Origin of the sequence: Nakamurella panacisegetis (assembly GCF_900104535.1) — a bacterium.
Classification (GTDB): Bacteria; Actinomycetota; Actinomycetes; order Mycobacteriales; family Nakamurellaceae; genus Nakamurella; species Nakamurella panacisegetis.
This window is the reverse complement of the sequence record NZ_LT629710.1, coordinates 796042-818018: the sequence shown is the minus strand read 5'-3', so window position 1 is coordinate 818018 and position 21977 is coordinate 796042. Positions and strand designations below refer to the sequence as shown.

Sequence of the window (21977 nt, the reverse complement as noted above, 5' to 3'; positions counted from 1 at the left end):
CTCAGTCCGGTCGCACGACGGCGTAGGCGCGCACCGGAAAGGTGCCGAAGCCGGCGACCTTCGGCGGAACGGCGTGCAGACGGGCGCCGTCGGCGGGCACATCGGCCAGGGCGGTCAGATGCTCCAGTACCGGTATCCCGGCGGCCAGCAGTAGGGAGTGGGCCGGTCGACGGCCACCGGACGTCGGCGCCGTGTCGTCGATGTTCACCGAATCGATCCCGACCAGGGCCGCGCCGTGCTCGACCAGGTAACGGGCGCCGTCCTCGGTCAGGTACGGCGCCGGGCCGGCGTAGGCCTCGGTGCCGAAGTGCCGGTCCCACCCGGTCTGCAACAGGACGGCGCGGCCGGCGACGTCCAGGGCGGCCAGCGCTGCGGCCGCAATGCCACGGGACGTGCTGCCGTCGAGTCGCCCGACCGAGATGGGCAGATCGGCCAGCTGCTCCAGGTGCAGCCCGGCCAGGTCGGTCCCGCCGTCGTAGCGGTGGTGCGGACTGTCCAGGTAGGTGCCCGTGTTGCCGAGCATGCTGATCCGGTCGATGGTGAACTGGGTGCCGTCCGCGTACACCGCCTTGGAATCCTCGCGCGAGAGGTAAGGCCGGAACTCCGGTCCCGGCAGCCCCGGATAGGTGACCATGCCCTCCCGGATGACGTGGGACAGGTCGATCAGCCGTCCCGGCGACGCGGCCGGGCCGCCGGTCCCGCGTGACCCGCGATGGGCGGCCGGCACCACTCGTACGTTGCTCACACTCACGTCCTCGACCATCAGCAGGCCCAGGTGACGGACCAGGGCGAGAGCGAGGTCGGTGTCCTCGACCTGCTCGGATCGAACGTCGAGGAGGAATCCCTGCGTCTGCAGGCCGCCGCCGTTGAGGAAGGTGATGGTGGCGTCGAACTGCGCGCGGAATTGGGTCATGCGGGCATGATCGACGGTGCGGGACCGCTGTGTAAAGGCACGATGGATCAACGCTGATCACAGGTCCGGCCGGGTCAGCGCCAGGCGTACAGATCCCGCAGCAAAGCGATCTCGGCGCCGTGATGGATCACTTCGCGGTTGATGTGCAGCACGAGCGTGGCCATCGGGGCGTCCTCGTGCCCGGCCTCGCCCGACGGCGCCGCCATCCCGAGCTCGTCGAGGGTCGCGACTCCGGCCCGCCAGGCCGCCTGCATCTCGTCGAGTTGGTGCAGCGCTTCGTCGGCATGCTCCGGATAGCGGTAGGTCGGGTAGTCGAGGGCCGGCCCGCCGAAATGGGAAGCGTTGCGCATTCCGAACACCCCGACCAGCAGGTGACCTATGCGCCAGGCGATCGTCGTCACCGGCGCCGGACGTGGTTCGGGAAAAGCGTAGTCGAGCACGTAGTCACCCGAACCGGCCGCCATCGGCGTCACGGCCTCACCGCGCGGCCGCAGGTTCCACGCTCCGCGCACCGGCTCCCAGAAGTACTCGTCGTCGGTCAGGCCGTCCAGTCGGGGCCGGAGTTGCCGGTCCCAGTGCCAGTTCAGCTGATCGAGCAGTTCGGTCGTCCAGTTCACGGCCATGGTGATCCTCCAGCTCCGGGTCTGACATGTCTGATGAGGGCCATCGTGCCCCGCGATCAGGTCGGTTTGCCTCCTGATCACCGACATCGAGGCCGGCTGTCCGGTTAGCTGACGTTGCCTGCCGATCGGGTCTGGGTCGGGCCGGACACCAGTGCCCTGACCGCTGGGGTCGACCGGAGTTTGGCCAGGTATCTGGCCCTGGTCGGTCCGATGCTGCCGACCGGCATGCCCACTCGACGACTGATCGTCTCGTAGGACAGCGGGGGATCGGCCACCAACAGCAGCAACAGGTTCCGCTGGCCGACACTGAGTTCGGCCAATCCGTCGCGCAACGCCTGAGCGCGTTCCTGGCGGAGGATTTCGCGGTCGATCTCGTCCGGGTCGGGTCGGGCGTCCAGATCCGGTCCGTCGATGGGGTCGACCGGCACCGCCCGGGCCCGCTGCCGCAGCACCCGCAGGGCCTCGTTCCGGGTCGTCCGGATGATCCAGGCCGGCAGCGCCTGCGGATCCCGTATTCGCCCCAGGTTCTCGACCAGCCGCAACCACACCGTCTGGCTGACGTCCTCCCTGTCCTCTTCGGTCACCCGACAGCGGCGGATCACCGACGTCACGAGCGGGAGGTAGCGATCGACGATCGAGTTCCAGGCTTCCTGATCCCCGCGCGCGCCACGAACGACCAGGTCGGTGATCGGCACGGTCGGGGTGGCCACGGATTCGTCCTTCTCAGTGGGGGGCGGGGCGTCTTGGCCTGGATCGGAACGCCGCGGCGCGCAGCACGAGGCCCGGCATCTCGGGCCACCCGCTGGTCATGCCGTGACGGTAGGCGAATCGGGCGAACCGGGAGCCGATCGAAGGTCCTTGATCGAAGGGCCTTTCGGCCCTGATCGCATGGACCTTCAGATCTGGTGGACGCGGCGGCCGAGCGGAAAGGCTGGTAGCTCACCTTGCAGGAGGGAGCCGCCATGTCCACCTGGGACGACCGTCCACCATCGGTCGCCGAGCCTCCGTCGGGCCCGAACCCGCCGGTTCGTCGGCTGTATCGGAGCCGCGAGGACCGGGTGATCGCCGGGGTCTGCGGCGGCCTGGCCCGCTATCTGGGGGTCGATCCGGTCGTCATCCGGATTGCCGCGGTGGCGATCTCCCTGGGCGGCGGTGGTGGTGTGCTCCTGTACATCATCGGCTGGATCGGCATCCCGGAGGCTCCCGGCCAGGAGCCGATCGTCGTGCGCCGCCCGGGCCAGCGCGGCGCCGCCATCGTGGCCGGGGCGATCCTGCTCGGTATCGGCGGACTGATGCTGCTGCACCAACTCGTTCCCTGGTTCAACGCGGTCGTCTTCTGGCCGTTCGCCGTTGCCCTGGCCGGCGTGGTCCTGATCGTCTCGGCGCTCCAGCGTCCACGTCCGCGGTGAGCGCGTACGGGCACCTGGCCGGGCCGCCGACCGGTGGTCGGCCGTCCGACGTCGGAGGCAGCTGATGAACTCCACCCCAGTCGGTATCAATGGTCAGACCCGAACCGGACCCGGCCGCCTGCCGGCCCGCGTCTACGAGGCGGAGTTGCGTCGGTTGCAGGCCGAGTTGGTGGCCATGCAGGAGTGGGTCAAGGAAACCGGCTCCCGGGTGGTGGTGATCTTCGAAGGGCGGGATGCGGCGGGCAAGGGTTCGGCCATCAAGCGGATCACCGAATATCTCAACCCTCGCTGGTGCCGCATCGTCGCGTTGCCCACCCCGACCGAGCGGGAACGGACCCAGTGGTACTTCCAGCGCTACATCGAGCACCTGCCGTCGGCCGGCGAGATCGTCCTGTTCGACCGTTCCTGGTACAACCGGGCCGGTGTGGAGCGGGTCATGGGCTTCTGCACGGCTGACGAGTACATCCGATTCCTCCATCAGGCCCCGGTCTTCGAGCAGATGCTGGTCGAAGACGGCATATTGCTGCGCAAGTACTGGTTCTCGGTGTCCGATGTGGAGCAGGAACGCCGATTCCGAAGCCGGCACAACGACCCGATGCGACGGTGGAAGCTGTCGGAGGTCGACGTCCAGTCGATCACCAAGTGGATCGACTATTCCCGAGCCAAGGACGACATGTTCGAACAGACGGACACGTTGTTGTGTCCTTGGTTCGTCGTCGAGGGCGACGACAAGAGATCGGCCCGGGTCAACGTCATGCATCACCTCCTGTCAACGATCGCGTACGCGCACCTCGAGCCGCAGGAGATCAAGATCCCGCGGCGTCCCCCGGCCGGCGACTACCAGCGGCCGTCCATCGAGAAGTTCCGGTACGTCCCCGACCATGCCGCCTCGATACCGAGGAAGACCCGCCCGTCGAAACGATCCGGCTCCGCCTGACCCGACGGTGACCGACTGACCCGTCACCGGTCCGGGTCTGCCGGGCCGGGTCCCGGGGCCACGGATTGCGGACGCCGTCCGGCGTGGCCTTCGTCGCGCATGCGTCCGATCATGTCCGGGTGATGCAGTTCGAACGCGGGCCGTTCGGAACGGATGCGGGGCAGTGAGGTGAAATTGTGGCGGGGCGGCGGGGTGGAGGTGGCCCACTCCAGGGAATTCCCGTACCCCCACGGGTCGTCCGCCGTGGTGACCTCCCCGTATCGAAGGGACCGGAACACGTTCCAGCCGAAGGGCAGTAGCGAGGCGCCGAGAATGAACGCCCCGATGGTCGAGATCGTGTTCAGCGTGGTGAAACCGTCCGCCGGCAGGTAGTCGGCGTAGCGCCGGGGCATGCCCATGTTGCCCAGCCAGTGCTGGATCAGGAACGTCAGGTGGAACCCGACGAACGTGGTCCAGAAGTGGAACTTCCCCAGACCTTCGTCCAGGAATCGCCCGGTCATCTTCGGGAACCAGAAGTAGATCCCGGAGAAGGTGGCGAACACAATGGTCCCGAAGAGCACGTAGTGGAAATGGGCGACGACGAAATAGGTGTCGGAGACGTGGAAGTCCAATGCCGGTGAGGCCAGGATGACGCCGGTCAGGCCGCCGAACAGGAAGGTGACCATGAATCCGGCGGCGAAGAGCATCGGCGTCTCGAAGGTGATCTGTCCTTTCCACATGGTGCCGATCCAGTTGAAGAACTTGATACCGGTCGGCACCGCGATCAGGAACGTCATGAACGAGAAGAAGGGCAGAAGGACGGCGCCGGTGGCGAACATGTGGTGGGCCCACACGGTGACCGACAGGGCGGCGATGCCGAAGGTGGCGTATACCAGCCCCCGGTATCCGAACACCGGCTTGCGCGAGAAGACCGGGATCACCTCGGTGACGATGCCGAAGAACGGCAGGGCCACGATGTAGACCTCTGGGTGCCCGAAGAACCAGAACAGGTGCTGCCACAGGATTGCGCCGCCGTTGGCCGGGTCGAACACGTGCGAGCCGAGGTGCCGGTCGGCCTCCAGGCCCAGGAGCGCGGCGGCCAGCACCGGGAACGCGATCAGGATCAGGATGGCGGTGACGAGGATTTCCCAGGTGAACACCGGCATTCGCCACATCGTCATGCCCGGGCACCGTAGGCAGATGATCGTGGTGATCATGTTGACGGCTCCGAGGATGGTGCCGAGACCGGCGATGACCAGTCCCATCGCCCACAGGTCGCCGCCCACACCGGGGGAGTTCGTGGCGTTGGACAGCGGGCTGTAGGCGGTCCAGCCGAACGCGGCGGCGCCACCGGGGGTGAAGAAACCGGACACCGAGACGATCGCGCCGAACAGGTACAACCAGTACGAGAATGCGTTGAGACGGGGAAAGGCCACGTCCGGTGCGCCGATCTGCAACGGCAGTACGTAGTTCGCGAACCCGAAGACGATGGGGGTCGCATAGAACAACAGCATGATCGTGCCGTGCATGGTGAACAGCTGGTTGTACTGCTCCTGGCTCAGGAACTGCAGGCCGGGGCGAGCCAGCTCGGCGCGCATCAGCAGGGCCATGACACCGCCCACCATGAAGAAGAACAGGGAGGTCGCGATGTACATGACCCCGAGCTCCTTCGGATCGGTCGTCTTCAGATAACCAAGGAACTTGACGCCGGGGTGATGACGTTTCACCGGATAAGGGCGGCGGCTCGGTCGGGGCGCCACAGCGGTCATGGCCGGTTCTCCTGACGTGATAGGTGTTGCGGCGACATGCGGTTCGGGGTGTTGACGGGACGTCGGTACGGGTAGATGCGCACTGCAGGCGCTTGGCGGGTGCGGGCGGGCGTCGCCTGCTACCCGACGTCGGCCGCCAGGGACGCGGCCGTCTGCAGGTGCAGCGCGTGGACGAACGCCTGCGGCAGGTTCCCGCGGAGTTGGTGTTCCCCGGCGTCGAATTCCTCCGAGTACAACTCGGGCGGACCTTGGGCGCCACGCGTCCGCTCGTACCATCGGGCGGCGACGACCGACTGTCCCTGTTGATGCAGGGCCTGAGCGGTGATGAAGCCGCACAGGGTGAACGATCCCTCGGCCTGGGCCAACGGACGGCCGTCGTGCCGGAACCGGTACGCGTATCCGTCGACGGTCAGTTCGGACAGGTACGCGTCCAGGGTGGCCACCGTGCGGGGATCGTCGACGGCGATCGCACCGCGCAGCGGCGGCAGCAGCAGGGCGGCGTCCAGGTTCGGATCGGTAGCCGACCGTTGCCAACGGCCGGTGGGGTGGGTGGCGTGCCGACCGGTGTCGGCGATGATCTGATCAGCCAGGGTCAGCCATCCGGCGGCCGTGTCGGCCGGTTCGTGGGCGGCGTAGGCCCGCAGGCCGGCGGCACAGATCAGGCGACTGTGGGTCCAGGCCTGATTGTCGATCTCCCAGATGCCGGCGTCCGGTTCACGCCATCGCCGGGCGATGGCCAGCGCGGCCACACCCGCGGCCCGACGGTGGTCGCTGTCCAGTTTCTGATGGGCGGCCGCGGCCGCGAACAGCAGGAGCGACTCACCGAAGGCGTCGAGCTGGAATTGCCGGTTGACCCAGTTGCCCGTCTTGTTGTGCCCACCCGGGTATCCGGGAAGCTGCAATTCGACCTGATCGGGGACGGAATCACCGGTGACCGTGTAGGCGGGTCGCAGTTGGTCACCGTGGTCGAGCAGCCGTTCGGAGACGAACCGGACCGCATCGTCCAGCAGGCGGTGCGGCCCGGCAGCGGCGACCGCCTGGCCCGCGTAGCACTGATCGCGGATCCATACGTAGCGGTAGTCGTAGTTGCGTCCGGCCTCGGCGCGTTCGGGAAGGCTGGTGGTGGCCGCCGCCACCATGCCCCCGCTGGCCGATGTCAACCCGCGCATCACGGCGTAGGCGCGTCGGCTGTCCCGGGCGTCGAGCGTGCGGTCCAAGGCGGGAACGGCCTGCGCCCAGGCGGCTTCCGTTGCCGGCCAGAGGATGTCGGCCCGGTCGGGATCGACCGGAAGTGTCTGATCGCTGATCTCGAGCACGAGATCGTGATGAGTGCCGGCCGGTACGGTGATCTCGCCGACCAGCCCTTGCTGCACGTCGGGGTCGGGTCGGCAGCACGATCCGACGGTCCACCTCAGGTGCAGGCCACCAGAGGTCGCCGTCCACCGGCCGTCCTGCCGGCGTAGTTCGAGCAGGTGGTGCTGGTCGAAATCGGCGCGGGGGTCCAAGGTGACGGTGACCGTGGCATCGGCGTCGACGGCGATGATGCGGCGGAGGATCACCGCTCGGTGTGGGTCGCCGGGAAATGCGAGAGCCTCGCGACATTCGACGATGCCGGTTTCGGTGACCCAGCGGCTGCGCCAGATGAGCGTGCCCTCTTCGTAGAAGCCGCCCCAGACGAACCGGCCTCTCGGCGTCACCGAGTATCCGCTGCGACCGCCCAGCAGCGCGCTGAAGACGGCACCGGAATCCCATCGTGGGGCGCACATCCAGACGATGTCCCCGCGCGGCCCCACGAGTGCGCCACGTTCGCCGTCGGCCAGCAGCGCGTACTCCCGCAACACTTGGGGCGGGAACCGATCTCGGTCGGTGGTCATCGACGCCGACGGCCGATCAGGGCACCGGCCGCGGCGGAGGTGCCGGCGAGGACGGCACTCGCCAGTGCCGGTCGCCGGTAGCGCGGCCAGAGGGTCGCGGCGGCGACCATGCTCGCCGCGTGCAGCAGGTCGACCACGCTACCGAGCCTCAGCAGCGCCGCCGAGCCGGGGCGAACGAGCACCGCGCCGCCCTGCAGGAGTTGCCGGCCGCCGAGGACGCGCACGATCGTGAGGTCGGGTGTCGATGCACCGGCGGACACCCGCGCGGTGACCGCGGCTGGCCGGATGAGCAGGACCGCGCCGATCACGGCCGTGGTCCCACCCCAGACACGGGCGGCGCTGGTGCGGGTCATCGCTTGCGCCCCAGCAGGACCGCCGCCGCGGTCAGCGTGGCGGCGCCGGCGGCCAGCAGGCTGCCGTGATGATGGGAGGCCCACAACTGACCCTTCCCCCTGACGGCCTGACGGTCGAAGATGCCGCGCGCTCCGAAGTCTCGTCCGTCGGCTCCGTCGGCGGCATTCCACAGGTTCTCCGGAGCATCCGGAGACACCTTCTGCTCGGTCTGCTGGTTGGCGAAGCCGACCCGGCCCAGATAGCGATCGAGCAGACCGGGAGCGATGGCATTGGCCGCGAGCGTGGCCGCGGTCGAACCCCCGACCCAGTACTCGCGCCGCTTCGGATGATCGGCCGCCCACAGCACGCCGCGGGCCGCGAATTCGGGCTGGTAGATCGGGGGCACCGGTTGGGCCTGATGCGGCAGCCGGGACAGCACCCAGGAGAACTGCGGCGTGTTCACGGCCGGCATCTGCACCATCGTCACGTGCACATTGCTCTTGTCGTGCAACAACTCACAGCGCAAAGCCTCGTGAAAGCCCTGAATGGCATGTTTGGCTCCGCAGTACGCGGTCTGCAACGGAATGCCCCGGTAGGCCAGAGCGGACCCGACCTGCACGATGGTGCCGCGGTCGCGCGCCTTCATCCTCGGCAGGACGGCCATGGTGGCGTAGACGTATCCGAGGTAGGACACCTCGGTGACCCGCTTGTACTCCTGCGGTGTGATCTTCTCGAACGGGGAGAAGACCGACGTGAAGGCCACGTTCACCCATACGTCGATCGGGCCCAGCTCGGTCTCGATGTGCTCGACAGCGGCCGCTACGGCATCCGGGTCGGCCACGTCCAACGGCACGACAAGGGCCGTGCCGCCCGCGTCCCGCACTTCCTGCGCCGCGGCCGCCAGGCCCGTGTCGCCGCGGGCCAGCAGGGCCACCGTGTCCCCGCGTGCGCCGAAGGCCAGGGCGGTGGCCCGGCCGATCCCGCCACTGGCGCCGGTGACCACCACAACTCGCTTCTCCACGTGCCTCACCTCTTCTTGATTTGATGGTGCTTCTGGCCGCGCCACCGCGGCGATGGAAAGGTCAGGGCGCCCCGTTGTCGTCGGGGGTCTGCGTCGTCCACCCCACCGACCACAGGTCCTGCTCCGCCGGTTCTCCGCCGGCCTGGGCGAACTCGTTGAGTACGTCGGCCAGCTGACGCCGATCGCCATCGGGCATCTGGGCCAGGATGCCCTTGATGAGCGTCCGGCGGCGGTTCATCACCCCGTCGACCAATCGGCGACCTTTCTTGGTCAGGATCAGCTGGAGGTGCCGGCGGTCGGCCGGATTGTCCCGGCGGTCCAGCAGCTTCTCGGCGACCAACCGGTCGCAGGTCCGAGTCGCATTGGAGGGGTGCAGGCCCATTGCCTCAGCCAGCGCCGCCGAGTGCAGCGGGCCGCGGCTGGCGATGATGACCAGGGCGCGGAACTGATTGACGCCGATCGACTCCTCCGCGGCGGCGATGGACCGGATCGCCACGCCGACCAGCACGCGTGCCGCGGCCAACACGGCGTCGGTCACCTCGTCGTCGTCGGGATCGAGGGCGGGTTGCGGGGAGGCGATCATTGTTGTTCCTGCCTCTTCTGCGCGTCGCCCGACCATGTACCGAGTCTGCGGCAATCATTGCGGACGCGCAACGTTTGGGAGTGGACTCGAATGGTAACAGCGCAATTGCGCGGGCAGCAGGACTCGCGCGGTCCACCCGGCGTCCTGTGACCCTCAGAAGGGAGCGGATTTCATGGCGGAGACAGTCGCTGACGTTTTGTTGGCCCGGTTGCGGCAGTGGGGCGTGAAGCAGGTCTTCGGCTATCCCGGTGATGGGATCAACGGCTTGCTGGCGGCCTGGGGGCGGGCCGACGACGATCCGGAGTTCGTGCAGGCCCGGCACGAGGAAATGGCCGCGTTCGCCGCCGTCGGGTTCGCGAAGTTCTCCGGGAAGGTCGGGGTCTGCGTGGCGACCAGCGGACCGGGCGCCATTCATCTGCTCAACGGGCTGTACGACGCGAAGTTGGATCACGTGCCGGTGGTCGCCATCGTCGGGCAGACGGAACGTTCCGCCATGGGCGGGTCCTATCAGCAGGAAGTGGATCTGCTGACCCTGTTCAAGGACGTCTGCTCCGACTACGTGCAGATGTGCACCGTTCCGGAGCAGCTGCCGAACCTGATCGACCGGGCGATCAGGATCGCCACGAGCGAACAGGCACCGACGTGCATCATCATCCCGTCCGACGTGTTCGATCTGACCTATGTCCCGCCCGGACACGAGTTCAAACAGGTGCCGTCGAGTCTCGGTCTGGCCGAGGCCACGGCGACGCCCGACCCGCAGGCCTTGCGGCAGGTGGCCGAGCTGCTCAACGCCGGCCAGAAGGTCGCCCTGCTGGTCGGGCAGGGTGCGCGCGGCTGCGTCGACGAGCTCACCCGGGTCGCGGACCTCCTCGGAGCCGGGGCGGCGAAGGCCTTGCTGGGCAAGGATGTACTGCCCGACACGTTGGCCTGGGTGACCGGTTCCATCGGTCTGCTGGGGACGCGGGCGAGCTACAACATGATGATGGGCTGCGACACGCTGCTCACCATTGGATCGAACTTCCCGTACACCCAGTTCCTCCCGCCGCTGGACCAGGCTCGCGCGGTGCAGATCGACCGGTCCGGCAAATGGATCGGCATGCGGTACCCGTACGAGATCAACCTGGTCGGCGACGCCAGGGCCACCCTGCGGGCCCTGATCCCGTTGCTGGAACGCAAAGCCGACCGCAGTTGGCGGGAGAAGATCGAAGCCGATACCGCGGACTGGTGGGAGACGGTGGAGCACCGGGCGATGACCGGTGCCGATCCGATCAATCCGATGCGGATCTTCCATGAGCTGTCCATTCGGCTGCCAGCCGATGCGATCGTCGCCGCCGATTCCGGCAGCGCCGCGAACTGGTACGCCCGGCAGCTGAAATTCCACGGCCAGATGCGTGGTTCGCTCTCCGGGACATTGGCCACCATGGGCCCCGCCGTGCCGTATGCGATCGGGGCCAAATGGGCCCATCCGGGCCGCCCGGCGATCGCCTTGGTGGGCGACGGGGCCATGCAGATGAACGGCATGGCCGAACTCATCACGATCGCTCACTACTGGTCGCAATGGTCCGACCCGCGGTTGATCGTGGCGATTCTGCACAACAACGACCTGAACCAGGTGACCTGGGAGATGCGGGCCATGGAAGGCGCTCCGAAATTCGCCGAGTCACAGACATTGCCCGATGTCGACTTCGCCGCGTTCGCCCGCAGTCTCGGTCTGAACGGAGTGAACATCGACGACCCGGAGGAGATCGGGCCCGCGTGGCAGGCGGCGTTGGGGGCGGGTCGTCCGACCGTCCTGGACATCCGCTGCGACCCGGACGTGCCGCCCATCCCTCCGCACGCCACCTTCGCTCAGGCCAAAGCCGTGGCCGGGGCCATCCTGCACGGCGACGAGAACGCGTGGGGATTCGTCAAACAGGGCGTGAAGCAGAAAGCACAGGAATTCCGGCCCACCAGCAAGAAGGGTTGAATCATGTCCTACCGCTTCTCGGGAGGGCCGCGATGAACGCGGCGCCCCTGATCGCGAGATCGACCTCCGTGCTGGGCCGGATGCTCTGGGACGTTCGCACCGGCCGGTTCGAACGGACCTTGTCGGCGCTCACCGCCGCCGGCGCCGCGGCCACCACCGCCGAGGTGTTCCTGTCCCACGACGGGGCCAGTTTCGGGAACAAGATGATGTGGTGGCCGGTGGTGATCATTCCGGCGGCCGTCCCGGCCGGCATCGCCGCCGTGTTCTCGGCCCGAGCCGCCCGCACCGTCCTGCCGATCGCGTCGGCCGCGATCGTGATCAACGGGCTGCAGGGCACGTACCTGCATTGGCGGGGTATCGCCCAACGCCCCGGTGGCTGGACCCGGTACAACATGGAAGGCGGGCCGCCGATGTTCGCGCCGTTGCTGGCGTCCTTGGTCGGCGGCATGGGCATTCTGGCCGCCGCGCTGCGCCGCGAGGGAAACGAGGACTCGTGACCTACCGCAGCCGTGACGGGCGCGGGCTGACTCCGCAGGGGCGAGGCCGATTCCCCGGATTCGACGTACTGGATCAGGTCGACGTGTGGGACGACGTGACCGCGGGCGTCGTGCTGGCTCGACTGGCCCCACCGAATGATCTGGCGTTCTTCACCGTCGCCGAACGGGCCACGGCGGAGCCGCTACTCGATCTGTTGCTGGCCCAGGATCGGGAACCCCGGATCCCCGTGTTGGCCTTGATCGACACCCGGCTCGCGATCGGGGAGACCGACGGCTGGCACTACGACGACCTGCCGCAGGACGACCAGGCGTGGCGGGACACGCTGCTCTTTCTGGATCGAGACGCACATACCCTGCACAGCAACGACTTCTGCCGCCTCGAACGAGGTGAGCAGGCCATGCTGATCCAGGCCGTGCAGGATCTGGCCCTGGCCTCCGCGCGGTGGCACGAGTATCCCGCGGCGCAGGTGTGGAGTCTGTGGACGCGGTATGCCTGCACCGCGTTCTACTCCCACCCGTGGGCGTGGAACGAGATCGGTTTCGGCGGCCCGGCCTATCCCCGGGGATACCTCAACCCCGGCATCAACACCCGGGAGAAGTGGGAGGTCGCCGACCATCACGACGCCGACCCGATCCCGTTCGTCGACCGCACCGAGCGGGCTCGACGCCGGCACGACGAGCTGACTGCGGCCGGCGACGATGAGTGAGTACGGCCGGATCCGGGCCCGCAATGAATCCGCCTGGCTGATCCCCAACGAGGGTTCCCGTACCAATCATCAACTGCGCAGCGACATGCGACGTTTCGCCGACCGCGACGAGGTCGACCTGGTCGTCGTGGGGGCCGGGGCAGGCGGGAGCGTGCTGACCCAACGGCTGGCCAGGGCCGGCTGGTCGGTGGTCTGCCTGGACGCCGGGCCGTTCTGGGACCCGGACCGGGACTGGGTCAGCGACGAACGAGGCTCGCACAGTCTCTACTGGACCGAGCCCCGGCAGATCGGGGGTCAGACCCCGGTGCCGCTGGGATCCAACAACTCCGGCCGTGGTGTCGGCGGTTCCATGATCCACTACGCGGGGTACACGCCGCGCTTCCACCCCTCGGACTTTCGCACCAGGAGCACCGACGGCGTCGGAGCCGACTGGCCCATCACGTACCGAGATCTCAAGCCCTATTACGAGCTGATCGAGGCGGAACTGCCGGTGGCCGGACAGGACTGGCCGTGGGGCGATCCGCACCGCTACCCGCACCACGCCCACCCGGTCGGTGGCAACGGTGATGTCTTCCTTCGCGGCGCCGCCGCGGCCGGTATCGAGGCACGAGTGGGCCCGGTCGCGATCCCCAACGGCCGGTTCGGGAACCGGCCGCACTGCATCTACCGCGGGTTCTGCCTGCAGGGCTGCAAGGTCAACGCGAAGGCCTCCCCGTTGATCACCCACATTCCCGACGCCATGGCTCATGGGGCCGAGATCCGGCCGGACAGCATGGCCAGTGCCATCACCGTTGACGACCGAACCGGCGTCGCGACCGGTGTGACCTACTTCCGCGGCGGGGTCGAACACCACCAACGGGCCGCCGCCGTCGTCGTCGCCGGGTACAGCATCGAAACGCCCCGCCTGTTGCTGCTGTCGGCCACCCGGCGTTTTCCCGACGGCTTGGGAAATGATCACGATCAGGTCGGTCGCTACCTGATGGTGCAGGGTGCACCGCAGACCGCCGGCCGCTTCCCGGACGAGATCCGGATGTACAAGTCGCCTCCCCCCGAGGTGTCCAGCGAACAGTTCTACGAGACCGACACGGCCAAGCCGTACAAGCGTGGTTGGTCGATCCAGACGGTAAGCCCCCTGCCGATCACGTGGGCCGAACACGTTGCAGCCCAGGGGCACTGGGGCGAGCCGTTGCGAGAGTACATGCGCGACTACGTGCACTGGGCCACGCTGGGTGCGCTCTGCGAGTTCCTGCCCCAGGCCCGCAACCGGGTCACCCTGGCCGACGAGACCGATCGACACGGTCTGAAGGTGGCGCACTTCTCGTACAGCCAATGCGACAACGACCGGCAGTTGATGAAGGCAGCGCAGGAATCGATGGAGAAGATCCTGCGTTCCGCCGGCGCACAGGAGGTCATCACCATCGACCGGTACGCCCACCTGGTCGGAGGCGCCCGCATGGCCGCCGATCCGGGGAGTGGAGTGATCGACGCTGATCACCGCGTGTTCGGGATGCCGAACCTGTTCGTCGTCGACGGCAGCACCATGCCGACCCAAGGAGCGGCCAATCCGGCGCTGACCATCATGGCGCTCGCCGCCCGGGCCGCGGACCGCTTGATCTCCGTTGGCGCGGCGGGCAACTCGGTCGCCGGAGCGAGCGCGGCCGGCCGGGCCGGCCCGGGCCGATGACCGCCACCATCGGCAACATCGGCACCGATGTCTTCACGTTCCCGACGCCGGAGCCGGAGGCCGACGGCACCCTCACGTGGGCGGCGACCACCGCCGTGACCGTCCAGGTCGAGGCCGGGGGTCGGCTGGGTCTCGGTTGGACCTACAGCGCCGCCGCCGCGGCCAGCGTGGTCCACGACGTCCTGATCCCGTCGATCGGGGGCCGTGACCCGTTCGACGTCGCCGGGGCGTGGTCGGCCATGCACCGCGCGTGCCGCAACATCGGCACCAAAGGCCTGGTCATGCAAGCGATCAGCGCGGTGGACATCGCTCTGTGGGATCTCAAGGCCCGCCTGCTCGAGGTGCCCCTGGGACAACTGCTCGGGCAGGTGCGGGAGACGGTGCCCGTCTACGGGTCGGGTGGGTTCACCACCCTCGGACCGGCGCAACTCGCCGAACAGGTGCAGGGGTGGGCGGACGCCGGCTGCACCGCCATGAAGATCAAGATCGGGCAGGACTGGGGCACCGACCCCGACCGGGACCTGCACCGGGTGCGCAGACTGCGGAAACTGGCCGGCCCCGAGGTCGCGCTCATGGTGGACGCCAACGGCGGTTACACCGTCGGCCAGGCCCGCCGGGTCGGGCGGCAGCTCGACGAACTGGGCGTCGTCTGGTTCGAAGAACCGGTGTCCAGCGATGATCTGGGTGGTCTGGCGGCGGTCCGGGCGGGGGTCCGGTGCGACGTGGCGGCCGGCGAATACGTCTCGGACCTGTACGACGCGGCGCACCTGTTGCCGGTGGTCGACTGCCTGCAGCTGGACGTCACCCGTTGTGGCGGGTACACCGGCTGGCTCCGCGGGGCGGCGCTGGCCGCGGCGCGCAACATCGACGTGTCGGCGCACTGTGCACCGTCCCTGCACGCGTCCGTGAGCGCGGCCGTCCCCAATCTGCGGCACGTGGAATGGTTCATCGACCATGCCCGGCTGGAACCGCTTCTGGTCGAAGGGGTTCCACCGGTGGCCGCCGGCCGGCTGCATCCGAGCGCCGGGGGGACCGGGCACGGGATGAAGCTCCGGGCCGATGCCCGCAGGCATCAACACGCGTGACCGTGGTAACGGCGCCGCACGCGAACCGGGACGGTCAAGCCAGGGGTGTTGCCCGGTGTGCCGGCGTAGGCGCAGGCGCCGTCACCGCGAGCCATCAGCGCGATCGTGCAGGGTGACCCGGTAGCCGTCGGGGTCGGCGAAGGTGAATGTCCGGCCGAAGGGGCCGTCGATCGGAGCGGAGACGATGGTCTGGCCGGCGGCGACGAGAGCGTCGTGAATGGCCTGGACGTCCGTGGCGTGGAGCCAGATCGCCGCCCCGATGCCGGGATGAGGGCCCGCTGCGAGATCGGTGCCTGGTACGACGTCGCGGAGGGCGAACGCGATCGGCCTCGTGTCGAAGACGACGGCATGCGGGGGCCCGGCCGGAGAGCGGACCAGACCGAGGTACTTCTCGTAGAACGCCTGCGAAGCATCGAGGTCGCGCGCTTGGAGTGAGATGAAGTCGGGACCGGTGGCGGGCATGATGACACTCCTTCAGTGGTTGTCAGGTTCCTGACACCCGCCAGGCTATGTCAGACTGTTGACATGAGTCAACACGATGACGGCGTCGACCTGGACAACTCACTGGGGTACCTGCTCAAAGAGGCGTCCAGCGTCCTCCGCGCAGCCATGGAGGAGGTGCTGCGGCCGCTGGGGATGAGCGTGACTCGCTACTCCTGCCTGGAGTTGCTGGCCCAACGGCCGGGTTTGTCGAGCTCCGAGCTGGCGCGGGGCGCGTTCGTGACCCGACAGTCGATGAACGTATTGCTGCAGACCCTGGAACGAGAGGGCTTGGTGACCAGACCCGCTCAGGCGCCCGTCGGCAAGGTTCTTCCCACGCGGCTCACGCCCCGCGGCCGACGGAGCCTGCAGAAGGCGTCCGCCGCGGTCCGGTCCGTCGAGCTCAGAATGCTGGCCGGCCTGATCGAAACGGACCGGACCGGCGCCTTCCGGATCCTGAAGAGCATGATCCATGCCCTGCGCGGGGACGACGACGCATAGCCTTCTGTTCCATGGGGGTCTGGTCGCGCCCGCGCGTGGCCGGCATCAGGACCCGTCCACCGGCCCGGAGGGGTTGGGGACCAGGGCTTCACCCGCAAGCTGACGTCGCCGCCAGGGGCGACCAACGGCGCGGCGCACCCCGGGCGGCCCAGGCAGGGCGTTGACTTCGGCCATGAGTGCGCGCGAACTTACCGAGGATCAATGTCACCGGCCCTTCCGGACCGCCGGGTCGCGCCGCCGCCTGGTCGTGATGGTCGCCGTCGGGGTCGTCGTGGCGGTACTGGTCGGTGTCTTCGGTCGGTGGGTGTTCGCCCCGGTCGCCGGCTGGGCGGCCGCGGCCATCGTGTTCGACCTGTGGGTGTGGCTCGCCGTCGCACCGATGAACGCGGCGCAGACCGCTGCCCACGCGACCCGGGAAGATCCCTCCCGGGCCTCGACGGACGCGTTGGTGCAATGGGCCACCGTGATCAGCCTGGCCGCCGTCGGGCTGGTCCTGGTCGAAGCGAAATCGGCCAAGGGCGCCGCTGCGGGGTTGCTGGCGGGCGGCGCCATACTGAGCGTGGCGCTGTCCTGGTTGCTGATCCACACCCTGTTCACGCTGAAGTACGCGCTCCTGTACTACACCGGGCCGAGGGGCGGCGTGGATTTCAATCAGGAGGAGCCGCCCCGCTACACCGATTTCGCGTACCTGGCCTTCACCGTGGGGATGACGTTTCAGGTTTCCGATACCGACCTGCAGACCCATGCCGTCCGGGCGACCGCCCTCCGGCACGCGCTGCTGTCCTATTTGTTCGGTGCGGTGATCCTGGCGACCACCATCAATCTGATCGCCGGTCTGTCCAGCGGCGGCGGATGAGGGTCGGCCGGTCCGGGCCGGTGGCCATCACCGGTTCAGGAGGCCAGGCGGGCCGGGACTCCCACCTGGTCGCGGCCGGCGCGTTTGGCCTCGTAGAGGGCGGCGTCGGCCGTTGCGTACAGGGAGGGAAGATCGCAAGCGTGGGTGGGGGCGTGCGCGACCCCGGCCGTCACCGAGACCCTGATCCGTTCCAGGTCGGACATGATGAAGGCGTGGTTGCGCACGTCGAGAAGAATGCTGCTCGCTCGCTTGAGCAGGGAGTCCGGCGAACACCCGGGGAGCAGCAAGGCGATTTCGTCGCCGCCCAGGCGGCTGACGATGTCGGTCTTGCGGCACCCTCGGATCAGCAACGCTGCCAGCTGCACGAGTACCTCGTCGCCCGCCGGGTGACCGTATCTGTCGTTGACGTCCTTGAACTTGTCCACGTCGAGCAGGATCATTCCGGTTCCGGCGGAACTGGCTGCGCCACTGAGGGCCGACTGGGCCGCCTGATCCAGCACTCGCCTGGTCGCCAGGCCGGTCAAGGGATCGATGGCGGCCTGCCGGCGTAAACGGGCGATCAGTACCTCTTGTTCTTCGGCCGAGCGGGCCAGCAGGACCGACGCGGTGGCCAACCCCGCCGACACGTATCCGACGGCCGCCGCCCCGGTCGCGGCGGGTACGGCGGCGAACACGATCACCGCCTCACCGGCGATCGCGGTCAGGGTGACGATGATGACGCCGATCCTGGGGAGCGTCGACGCCGCGTACAACGCCGGAAAGAACAGGAACACCTGCGCCGAAACGGACGCATCACCGGACGCCAGGTCGAACCCGACAATGGCCAGGACGCCGAGAATCGGTAGCGATCCCCAGGTGATCACGTGAGAACCCCTGAGACGGCGAGTGGCCAGGCCCACGGCGACCACCACCGCAGAGACCAGGATCGTCGCGATCGCGGTCGGTGCGTCAGTCGCCCCGCGAACCAGGTCGAACACGGAGAAGACGATCGTGACCGTGGCGGCGACGATGCAGAGCGGACCTATGATCCGCGCGGCGGTCTTCGCGTCCCGCGGTTGCAGATGGCGGAACCAGCGCGGCATGCCGAGAGCCTGGACGACGGGCTCCGTCCGGGGATGGTTGGGAACGGCGGTCATCTGACGGGGGAGCCGACCACTCGGAGTGTCGCGTCCACGGTCCGCGCCGTGCTCGCGCCCACCCGGTAGGGGATCAAGGACTCCACGGCCGGGACATGTGTGATCACGGACGGTTTCGGCGTGAGGCACGACGTGCCTCGGTGGGGGCGCACCATGCTTCTGGACTTAACGCCCTCCGCAGCGGCACTACTGTTCGTAACCGTATTCAGATTGATCATGACGCCGCCAACTGCAACTATGGTCGCTGTTCGGTAGGCGACACGCAGGCGACGTTACACTCCGCACACGGTCACAGTCCATCCCGTGACTGGCCGTGGCGCGCAGCCGGTTCTGCGGTTCACTCCAACGGGAGAGGAATCGCGTGCCCTCCGCCGTCGGGCGGTCCTGACGGCCGGTCCTCGGGCTCGCCGACGGCCGCACTCCGGCCGCACTGTCGGGCGAGACCCGGTTGCGTGTCAGTCGGCGGCCGACCACCGCACCGCGCACGCGATCGTCTCGTAGGGCCGAAGGGGTACCCGGATCCGGCGGCCGTCAACGGCCAGCGCATGGCGCCGATCGCCGAGATAGGTGCTCGACCACGCTTCGTTGACGGCAACCGCGAATTCGATGCTCACCTCGAGTGCGTCAGCCGCGAACGATTGCAGGCGCACGAGTGAGACACCGGGTTCCTGCGCGGGCACGACCGACACCAGCTGTACCCGATCATCATTGATGTCCAGGAGAGATGCTGCGGCTCGCGGCTCGCGCGCTCCATCGCCGCGGGCTTCAGTCACGGTGATCGGGTGCACCAGGTCCGATGTGGTGGCCAGGGCCAGCCCTTCGAGGCTCTGCTGGGCCTCGTCCGTACCGACACCGACGGCGTAGCTGAAGGTTGACGTGAAAGCCTGTTCGATCGGAAAGTTGGTGTCCCAGACGTTGTTGTGGATCCAGGAGAAGATCGTCGCCGGCTCGACCGGGCTGGTGCTGGCCGGGAACGGCGAATACGGCACGGCGATGCTGCCCGCTTGCACGAGAGGGGCATCCTTGGTCACCCAGACCACGCCGCGGTCGTCGGCGCCGCGGATCGTGACCCAGTTACGGATCGCCCGCATGTGCTGCGGCGCACCGGGGATGTGGCTGATGCCGTCCCCGGTGACTCCACCCGAGACCTCGAAGTGCACGACCGGCTCGTCGACCGCGAAGGGAAACGCGAAATAGCCGCTCTCCTTGATCCGGGTGGCCGGCTTGGTCAGACGATTTTCGATCAGGAGGCGGGAATCCCCGTGGCGCAGGCGCAACGTCACGCGAATGGAGTCGACGCCGTCGGCGGAGAATTCGTAGACGAGCCGCTCCTCGACCGCGTCGCCGGTTCGTTCGATCAGGATGGCCGCGCCAGCCGCCGATCGCGAGACCAGGAGTTCGAGGCGATCGGACACGGAGAGCTTGTTGGCCAGGTGGTTGAATCCCGCGCCCGAGCTCCCGTACTGGTCGTAGAGATAGGCGTTGAAGCCGGCTACCGATGAGCCGTTCACCAGCTCGCGCCCGCCTCGCTTGTCGAGGATCGACGAGATCGACGAGGTTTGCTCGTCGACGACGACGCGGAGGTGATCGTTCTCGAGAGTGAGCAGACGGTCGCGGGGAGTCGTCCGGAGAGACAGGGGCGCGCGTGCCTCGTCGGTCGGCGCCTCGGCAATGTCGAGCCGAACGAAACCGAGTGCCGGTAGGTCGGTGACGCGAACGCTGACCCACCGTCCCGATTCGCGGTGCGCCGTGTTCGATTGGGCCTGGACGGCGTGCGGGAGGACGGTTCCGGAACGACCGTCGCGAACCACGAAGCCGCGGTCCAGGCCGAAGTGCGCCTCCTTCGCCAGCAGGACCACGACGGCGTCTCGTTGGTGCCCGGTGGCGTTGGCCGCGACGTAACTCGCGAGGGCGCCATCGGCACGCGGTACCTCGGCGCCCAGATAGGTCATGGCGTGCTCGCGGAACTCGACCGCACGCTGATGGGCGGCGAGAGCCTGGGCTACCTTCCATTGCCACTGTCGTTCACCGGAATCGAATCCTTCGTCGCCGTGCGTCCACGAGTTGCCCGCGCCCCAGGTGTGCTCGTTGAACATCGAGATGGCGTCATAGGTGTCGGCTCGTTCACCGGCGCCGTCCGGCACTGCCTCGCCGCCCAGCCAGGCGGCCGCCTCCGAGAATGTGGAAGCGTCCGTCACCGCCGCCTGCGCCTCGCGAGTCAGGGCAAGGGGGACCGCAGCGGATCCGACCCCTTCGACCCACCAGTCGCCCCAGTCGCCCTCGACCGTGATCAGTTCGTCGCCGTAACGGGCCTCGGCCTCGACGAAGAAGTCCTCGTTGCGCGAGACCCGCAGCCTCGGTGACGTCCAGGTGTCGTTCCACCGCTTGACGAGTTCCGCCAGATGGAGCCGCGCGGGCCCGTTGTCGCCCATGAAACCCTGGGTGCGGAGGTGCAGGACCTCCCACGGGTAACCGTCGCGCCCTTCGGTCCGCTCACCGTGTGCACCGAAGACTCCCGGCGGGAACGGGTAACCCCGGGTGGCAAGTGCGGTGAGGTAGGCCGGGAAGAGGGCGTCCACGGATTCGTAGGACTCGGTGAACCCGACCATGGGTCCTTCCATGTAGGCCAGGCCGTGAGGGCTGTCGGTCATCCAGACGACGACTGAGTTGCCGGCTGGGGTCTTCCAGCGGAAGAGACGGGGAAGGTTCAAGGCTCCGGACGTGTGCGGCTGCGAACGACCGGCCCAGTTGTGCGCGACGGCCAGGTACTTGACACCGACGTCGCTCAGCGCATCGGGGAGCCCGGCGACCTGGCCCGGTACGTCAGTCTGCATCGCGGTGGTGAAATCGATGCCATAGCGTTCCCGGATCCGGCGGGCTTCGCGCAGTAGTTCGTGCAGCTCGTCGGTGGAACACGTGTCGGTGTGCAGGTTGTAGGGCATCGCACTGAGTCCGACGCGCCCGTCCTTGACGAGTTGCACGAACTTGTCGACCTGGGCCTGCGGGCGATGCCGCTCCCAGTCGCTGAACGCCCAGAGCGCCTCGACGTTCCAGCGGAACCGAGCCTCGTCGGGCCAATCGGCGCTGGCGTCCGCGAGATCCATCACGGTGTCGAGGTAGGAGCGTTGCGACGCGATGACGGACGCCTGCGGGTCGGTGTAACCGAAGTCGAAATGCGAGTGGTGTACGACGTGAACGGACCAGGCCCGCTGCGGCCGGAGGATGAACTCGACGGCTCCTTCGCCCAGTCCAGGGATGAGCAATGTCGCCGGTGTCGCCTCGGTGACGATCGGAACCAAGATCCTGATCGAGGTGCCGTCGGGCGCGTCGGCCAGTCCCGCCACTGCGTTGCGCCCGACGATTTCCATCCGCAGGCCGAGGGCTCTGCCGGCCGTGTCGGTGTCGTCGAACAGCACCCTAACCGCCTGGACCTCGACACCGTCGAGGTTCTTCCGCAGCGGCTCGGGGAGTAGGCGAACGCGGTGCCCACCGATGGTGCCGGTGGCGGCGAGCGCTCGGTCGATCAGTCCGGACCGGGCGTCTTCGTGGCTCCACGGCTGCGCCGAGATCAACGGGGGTCGGGTCGGGCTCGGGCTGGCGGTGTGCGGTTCGGGCATCCTGGCA

The 21977-nt window shown here is 68.1% G+C and carries 20 protein-coding genes; 9 read left to right on the top strand and 11 right to left on the bottom strand.

Annotation, left to right across the window (positions count from 1 at the left end):
- Position 1: 1 nt before the first annotated feature.
- The 3 genes from BLS97_RS03560 to BLS97_RS03550 all read right to left on the bottom strand — a co-directional run bounded on the left by BLS97_RS03560 (position 2) and on the right by BLS97_RS03550 (position 2246).
- Positions 2-913: a cyclase family protein gene (locus BLS97_RS03560; RefSeq protein WP_090474624.1), complete on the bottom strand. Its 912-nt coding sequence runs from the start codon at positions 911-913 to the stop codon at positions 2-4.
- Positions 914-987: 74 nt separating this feature from the next.
- The gene (locus BLS97_RS03555; RefSeq protein WP_090481215.1) at positions 988-1536 is read right to left on the bottom strand and encodes a DinB family protein; all 549 of its coding nucleotides are present in this window, start codon (positions 1534-1536) and stop codon (positions 988-990) included.
- 104 nt (positions 1537-1640) lie between these two features.
- Positions 1641-2246 (bottom strand): RNA polymerase sigma factor, encoded by a 606-nt coding sequence (locus tag BLS97_RS03550; RefSeq protein WP_231988332.1) that lies wholly within the window; start codon positions 2244-2246, stop codon positions 1641-1643.
- Positions 2247-2498: 252 nt separating this feature from the next.
- On the opposite strand from BLS97_RS03550, the gene BLS97_RS03545 reads away from it, so the two are divergent.
- Positions 2499-2945, top strand: a complete 447-nt coding sequence (locus tag BLS97_RS03545) for a PspC domain-containing protein (protein ID WP_090474623.1) — start codon at positions 2499-2501, stop codon at positions 2943-2945.
- Positions 2946-3009: 64 nt separating this feature from the next.
- Positions 3010-3882 carry a polyphosphate kinase 2 gene (ppk2, locus tag BLS97_RS03540; RefSeq protein ID WP_090474622.1) on the top strand — a complete coding sequence of 291 codons (873 nt, stop codon included), beginning with the start codon at positions 3010-3012 and terminating at the stop codon, positions 3880-3882.
- A 23-nt stretch (positions 3883-3905) separates the two neighbouring features.
- On the opposite strand, the gene ctaD is transcribed toward ppk2, so the two are convergent.
- The 5 genes from ctaD to BLS97_RS03515 form a co-directional block, all read right to left on the bottom strand.
- Positions 3906-5630: an aa3-type cytochrome oxidase subunit I gene (ctaD, locus tag BLS97_RS03535; protein WP_090474621.1), complete on the bottom strand. Its 1725-nt coding sequence runs from the start codon at positions 5628-5630 to the stop codon at positions 3906-3908.
- A 119-nt stretch (positions 5631-5749) separates the two neighbouring features.
- The gene (locus BLS97_RS03530; RefSeq protein ID WP_090474620.1) at positions 5750-7504 is read right to left on the bottom strand and encodes a glycoside hydrolase family 15 protein; all 1755 of its coding nucleotides are present in this window, start codon (positions 7502-7504) and stop codon (positions 5750-5752) included.
- Entirely contained in the window at positions 7501-7857 is a 357-nt protein-coding gene (locus tag BLS97_RS03525) for a hypothetical protein (protein WP_090474619.1), read from the bottom strand. The genes BLS97_RS03530 and BLS97_RS03525 overlap by 4 nt, the downstream gene beginning before the upstream one ends.
- Positions 7854-8858 carry an SDR family oxidoreductase gene (locus BLS97_RS03520; RefSeq protein WP_172832181.1) on the bottom strand — a complete coding sequence of 335 codons (1005 nt, stop codon included), beginning with the start codon at positions 8856-8858 and terminating at the stop codon, positions 7854-7856. The genes BLS97_RS03525 and BLS97_RS03520 overlap by 4 nt, the downstream gene beginning before the upstream one ends.
- A 61-nt stretch (positions 8859-8919) precedes the next feature.
- Positions 8920-9441, bottom strand: a complete 522-nt coding sequence (locus BLS97_RS03515) for a MarR family winged helix-turn-helix transcriptional regulator (RefSeq protein WP_090474617.1) — start codon at positions 9439-9441, stop codon at positions 8920-8922.
- 172 nt (positions 9442-9613) lie between these two features.
- Here BLS97_RS03515 and BLS97_RS03510 point away from each other — a divergent pair, with 172 nt between their 5' ends.
- From BLS97_RS03510 to BLS97_RS03490, 5 genes are read left to right on the top strand one after another with little or no spacing between them, the layout of a single operon-like run.
- Entirely contained in the window at positions 9614-11407 is a 1794-nt protein-coding gene (locus tag BLS97_RS03510) for a thiamine pyrophosphate-requiring protein (protein ID WP_090474616.1), read from the top strand.
- Between the two features lie 32 nt (positions 11408-11439).
- Positions 11440-11904 carry a hypothetical protein gene (locus BLS97_RS03505; RefSeq protein WP_172832202.1) on the top strand — a complete coding sequence of 155 codons (465 nt, stop codon included), beginning with the start codon at positions 11440-11442 and terminating at the stop codon, positions 11902-11904.
- Positions 11901-12611: a gluconate 2-dehydrogenase subunit 3 family protein gene (locus BLS97_RS03500; RefSeq protein WP_090474615.1), complete on the top strand. Its 711-nt coding sequence runs from the start codon at positions 11901-11903 to the stop codon at positions 12609-12611. The genes BLS97_RS03505 and BLS97_RS03500 overlap by 4 nt, the downstream gene beginning before the upstream one ends.
- Positions 12604-14295 carry a GMC family oxidoreductase gene (locus BLS97_RS03495; RefSeq protein WP_090474614.1) on the top strand — a complete coding sequence of 564 codons (1692 nt, stop codon included), beginning with the start codon at positions 12604-12606 and terminating at the stop codon, positions 14293-14295. The genes BLS97_RS03500 and BLS97_RS03495 overlap by 8 nt, the downstream gene beginning before the upstream one ends.
- Entirely contained in the window at positions 14292-15380 is a 1089-nt protein-coding gene (locus BLS97_RS03490) for an enolase C-terminal domain-like protein (RefSeq protein ID WP_090474613.1), read from the top strand. The genes BLS97_RS03495 and BLS97_RS03490 overlap by 4 nt, the downstream gene beginning before the upstream one ends.
- 81 nt (positions 15381-15461) lie before the next feature.
- Here BLS97_RS03490 and BLS97_RS03485 read toward each other — a convergent pair whose 3' ends face one another.
- Positions 15462-15842, bottom strand: coding sequence for a VOC family protein (locus BLS97_RS03485; RefSeq protein WP_090474612.1), 381 nt, complete (start codon positions 15840-15842; stop codon positions 15462-15464).
- Positions 15843-15905: 63 nt separating this feature from the next.
- Between BLS97_RS03485 and BLS97_RS03480 the strand changes: the two genes are divergently transcribed.
- Together BLS97_RS03480 and BLS97_RS03475 are read left to right on the top strand one after the other, a co-directional pair.
- On the top strand, positions 15906-16361 hold the full coding sequence (locus BLS97_RS03480) for a MarR family winged helix-turn-helix transcriptional regulator (RefSeq protein WP_090474611.1): 456 nt from the start codon (positions 15906-15908) through the stop codon (positions 16359-16361).
- Between the two features lie 172 nt (positions 16362-16533).
- Positions 16534-17217 (top strand): DUF1345 domain-containing protein, encoded by a 684-nt coding sequence (locus BLS97_RS03475; RefSeq protein ID WP_090474610.1) that lies wholly within the window; start codon positions 16534-16536, stop codon positions 17215-17217.
- A 35-nt stretch (positions 17218-17252) separates the two neighbouring features.
- On the opposite strand, the gene BLS97_RS03470 is transcribed toward BLS97_RS03475, so the two are convergent.
- The gene (locus BLS97_RS03470) at positions 17253-18299 is read right to left on the bottom strand and encodes a GGDEF domain-containing protein (RefSeq protein ID WP_157695155.1); all 1047 of its coding nucleotides are present in this window, start codon (positions 18297-18299) and stop codon (positions 17253-17255) included.
- Between the two features lie 509 nt (positions 18300-18808).
- A complete protein-coding gene (locus tag BLS97_RS03465; protein WP_090474608.1) occupies positions 18809-21970 on the bottom strand; it encodes a glycoside hydrolase family 38 N-terminal domain-containing protein in 3162 nt (1053 codons plus the stop codon).
- Between the last annotated feature and the right edge of the window lie 7 nt (positions 21971-21977).

What these genes read in the sequence shown, in the direction of transcription:
- BLS97_RS03560 (WP_090474624.1), bottom strand. Translation starts at nt 913, where the DNA reads ATGACCCAATTCCGCGCGCAGTTCGACGCCACCATCACCTTCCTCAAC.
- BLS97_RS03555 (WP_090481215.1), bottom strand. Translation starts at nt 1,536, where the DNA reads ATGGCCGTGAACTGGACGACCGAACTGCTCGATCAGCTGAACTGGCAC.
- BLS97_RS03545 (WP_090474623.1), top strand. Translation starts at nt 2,499, where the DNA reads ATGTCCACCTGGGACGACCGTCCACCATCGGTCGCCGAGCCTCCGTCG.
- ppk2 (WP_090474622.1), top strand. Translation starts at nt 3,010, where the DNA reads ATGAACTCCACCCCAGTCGGTATCAATGGTCAGACCCGAACCGGACCC.
- ctaD (WP_090474621.1), bottom strand. Translation starts at nt 5,630, where the DNA reads ATGACCGCTGTGGCGCCCCGACCGAGCCGCCGCCCTTATCCGGTGAAA.
- BLS97_RS03530 (WP_090474620.1), bottom strand. Translation starts at nt 7,504, where the DNA reads ATGACCACCGACCGAGATCGGTTCCCGCCCCAAGTGTTGCGGGAGTAC.
- BLS97_RS03525 (WP_090474619.1), bottom strand. Translation starts at nt 7,857, where the DNA reads ATGACCCGCACCAGCGCCGCCCGTGTCTGGGGTGGGACCACGGCCGTG.
- BLS97_RS03515 (WP_090474617.1), bottom strand. Translation starts at nt 9,441, where the DNA reads ATGATCGCCTCCCCGCAACCCGCCCTCGATCCCGACGACGACGAGGTG.
- BLS97_RS03510 (WP_090474616.1), top strand. Translation starts at nt 9,614, where the DNA reads ATGGCGGAGACAGTCGCTGACGTTTTGTTGGCCCGGTTGCGGCAGTGG.
- BLS97_RS03505 (WP_172832202.1), top strand. Translation starts at nt 11,440, where the DNA reads ATGAACGCGGCGCCCCTGATCGCGAGATCGACCTCCGTGCTGGGCCGG.
- BLS97_RS03495 (WP_090474614.1), top strand. Translation starts at nt 12,604, where the DNA reads ATGAGTGAGTACGGCCGGATCCGGGCCCGCAATGAATCCGCCTGGCTG.
- BLS97_RS03490 (WP_090474613.1), top strand. Translation starts at nt 14,292, where the DNA reads ATGACCGCCACCATCGGCAACATCGGCACCGATGTCTTCACGTTCCCG.
- BLS97_RS03485 (WP_090474612.1), bottom strand. Translation starts at nt 15,842, where the DNA reads ATGCCCGCCACCGGTCCCGACTTCATCTCACTCCAAGCGCGCGACCTC.
- BLS97_RS03480 (WP_090474611.1), top strand. Translation starts at nt 15,906, where the DNA reads ATGAGTCAACACGATGACGGCGTCGACCTGGACAACTCACTGGGGTAC.
- BLS97_RS03475 (WP_090474610.1), top strand. Translation starts at nt 16,534, where the DNA reads ATGAGTGCGCGCGAACTTACCGAGGATCAATGTCACCGGCCCTTCCGG.
- BLS97_RS03470 (WP_157695155.1), bottom strand. Translation starts at nt 18,299, where the DNA reads ATGCCGCGCTGGTTCCGCCATCTGCAACCGCGGGACGCGAAGACCGCC.
- BLS97_RS03465 (WP_090474608.1), bottom strand. Translation starts at nt 21,970, where the DNA reads ATGCCCGAACCGCACACCGCCAGCCCGAGCCCGACCCGACCCCCGTTG.